Raw genomic sequence first — 2811 nt, forward strand, 5'->3', positions numbered from 1 at the left:
CAATGGCTTTTATGGCTTCAGCTTTAAATTCTGCGGTGTAAGTCTTCTGTTTCTTGCTCATGGTAAACTCCTAATGAGTATGTATAGTTTACCAAGTTAAACCCTCCTGTTTTTTAAGCACACATCATTAAAACCAGCGAACAAGAATATGACTTTACTAAAACATAAAAAAATTACAATAATTGGTGCCGGGCCTGTTGGATTAACAATGGCGAGATTGTTACAGCAAAACGGCGTGGACATTACAGTTTACGAGAGAGACAAAGACCAAGATGCAAGGATTTTTGGTGGGACACTTGATCTGCACAGGGATTCGGGACAGGAAGCAATGAAAAGAGCGGGATTGTTACAAACTTATTATGACTTAGCTTTACCAATGGGTGTAAATATTGTTGATGAAAAGGGCAATATTTTAACCACAAAAAATGTAAGACCCGAAAATCGTTTTGACAATCCTGAAATAAACAGAAATGACTTAAGGACTATCCTATTAAATAGTTTACAAAATGATACCGTCATTTGGGATAGAAAACTTGTTACCCTTGAACCTGATAAGGAGAAGTGGATACTAACTTTTGAGGATAAATCGAGTGAAACAGCAGATCTGGTTATTATTGCCAATGGTGGAATGTCTAAAGTAAGAAAATTTGTTACCGACACGGAAGTTGAAGAAACAGGTACTTTCAATATACAAGCCGATATTCATCAACCGGAGGTGAACTGTCCTGGATTTTTTCAGCTTTGCAATGGAAACCGGCTAATGGCTGCTCATCAAGGTAATTTATTATTTGCGAATCCTAATAATAATGGTGCATTGCATTTTGGAATAAGTTTTAAAACACCTGATGAATGGAAAAGCAAAACGCGGGTAGATTTTCAAGACAGAAATAGTGTCGTTGATTTTCTCCTGAAAAAATTTTCCGATTGGGACGAACGCTACAAAGAACTGATTCGTTTGACATCATCTTTTGTAGGGTTAGCGACACGAATATTTCCCTTAGATAAGTCTTGGAAAAGTAAGCGTCCATTACCCATAACGATGATTGGAGATGCTGCTCATTTGATGCCTCCTTTTGCAGGACAAGGCGTAAACAGTGGGTTGATGGATGCCTTGATATTGTCGGATAATCTGACCAATGGGAAATTTAACAGCATTGAAGAGGCTATTGAAAATTATGAACAGCAAATGTTTGCTTATGGAAGAGAAGCACAGGCAGAATCAATAATAAACGAAACGGAAATGTTCAGCCTCGACTTTTCTTTCCAAAAACTAATGAATCTATAAAACAGAAAGGCGAGGAAATGAAAGAGAAAATAGTTAAAAAAAACGGAATAAGACTTTTTACCGAAAGTTTTGGATGTGAAAAAGATCCGGCAATACTCTTGATTGCGGGAGCAACGGTATCCATGTTGTATTGGGATGCTGAATTTTGCCAGAAACTATCTGAAAAGGGATTTTTTGTTATTCGCTACGACAATAGGGACGTAGGAAAATCTACTAATTACGAACCGGGTTCAACCCCCTATGATATTGTTGACTTAACCCATGATGCTATTTCAATTTTGGACGGCTATAAAATAGTCAAAGCCAATTTTGTGGGAATTTCACTGGGCGGACTGATTTCTCAAATAGCATCAATAAAATATGCCGACAGGGTAAGTTCAATAACACTAATCTCATCAGGTCCTTGGGGCGACTCAGACCCCACAATTCCTGAAATGGATACGCGTATTTTAGATTTTCACGGAAAAGCTGAAACCGTAGATTGGACAAATGAAGACAGTGTGGCAAATTATTTAATTCAAGGTGCTGAATTGATGAGCGGCAGGAAACAATTTGACAAACAAAGAAGTGAAAAACTGATTAGAGCCGAATTTAAAAGAGCTAATAACTATATAAGTATGTTCAATCATGCGGCACTGCAAGGTGGTGAAGAATACTGGAACAGATTGAGCGAAATCAATCAACCAACCTTAATTGTACACGGAACGGACGATAAAATATGGCATTTTAAGAATTCAGCAGTTTTACTTGAAAAGATAAACGGCTCAAAACTAATAACGCTTGATGGAACCGGACACGAACTACATTTCGAAGATTGGAATAAAATTATTGATGGAATAACGCAACATACAACAAATAACAAAAGAATGAACAAATAGGGTATTATGTATTTCCAAATCAACGGTTTAGAGATTGAAGCTAATATCAATGTGTTATGACGCTCAAGCTGGTGGAGCCGCTGCGCGAGCTGTTTAAAGATGAGGTGCGCAAGATCGGTATGGAGTTAGGTCTGCCCTACGACATGGTTTACCGTCATCCCTTCCCTGGCCCTGGCTTGGGTGTGCGTATTCTTGGCGAAGTAAAAAAAGAATATGCCGACAGGTTGCGCTTGGCTGATGCCATCTTTATCGAAGAGCTGTATGCCGCTGACCTGTATCACAAAACCAGCCAAGCCTTCGCTGTATTCTTGCCAGTGAAGTCGGTTGGCGTAGTGGGCGATGCCCGCCGCTATGAGTATGTGGTGGCATTGCGCGCAGTAGAAACTATCGATTTTATGACAGCGCGCTGGGCACACTTGCCGTATGAGTTTTTAGAAACGGTTTCTAGCCGCATCATTAATGAGATTCCCGGTATTTCGCGGGTAACCTACGATGTTTCCTCAAAGCCGCCGGCAACTATTGAGTGGGAGTGACGGGCACTGGCTGGCAATGTCTAGCAACGGCAGGCATTTCGGCTGAGGGTAAAAGAACTTTCCGCTAAGCGATAGACTGTATGTAAACACAGTATTGCAAGGACGCGGAACATGC

2 protein-coding genes and 1 pseudogene are annotated in these 2811 nt (G+C 40.2%); all 3 read left to right on the forward strand.

What is annotated here, in order from left to right; translation table 11 throughout:
- The first annotated feature begins 148 nt into the window (after window positions 1–148).
- Window positions 149–1285, forward strand: a complete 1137-nt coding sequence (tet(X), locus tag FTT72_RS16035; protein WP_044502094.1) for a tetracycline-inactivating monooxygenase Tet(X) — start codon at window positions 149–151, stop codon at window positions 1283–1285.
- Between the two features lie 17 nt (window positions 1286–1302).
- Window positions 1303–2163, forward strand: coding sequence for a macrolide hydrolase EstT (gene estT, locus FTT72_RS16040; protein WP_077782102.1), 861 nt, complete (start codon window positions 1303–1305; stop codon window positions 2161–2163).
- Window positions 2164–2219: 56 nt separating this feature from the next.
- Window positions 2220–2696, forward strand: a pseudogene (locus FTT72_RS16045) (GMP synthase (glutamine-hydrolyzing)); the annotation flags it as partial.
- Between the last annotated feature and the right edge of the window lie 115 nt (window positions 2697–2811).

It is taken from the genome of Acinetobacter sp. YH01005 (assembly GCF_013420465.1).
Taxonomy (GTDB): domain Bacteria; phylum Pseudomonadota; class Gammaproteobacteria; order Pseudomonadales; family Moraxellaceae; genus Acinetobacter; species Acinetobacter amyesii.

Bases quoted from the DNA above. Each gene is read 5' to 3' on its own strand.
- estT (WP_077782102.1), top strand. From the start codon at position 1,303: ATGAAAGAGAAAATAGTTAAAAAAAACGGAATAAGACTTTTTACCGAA.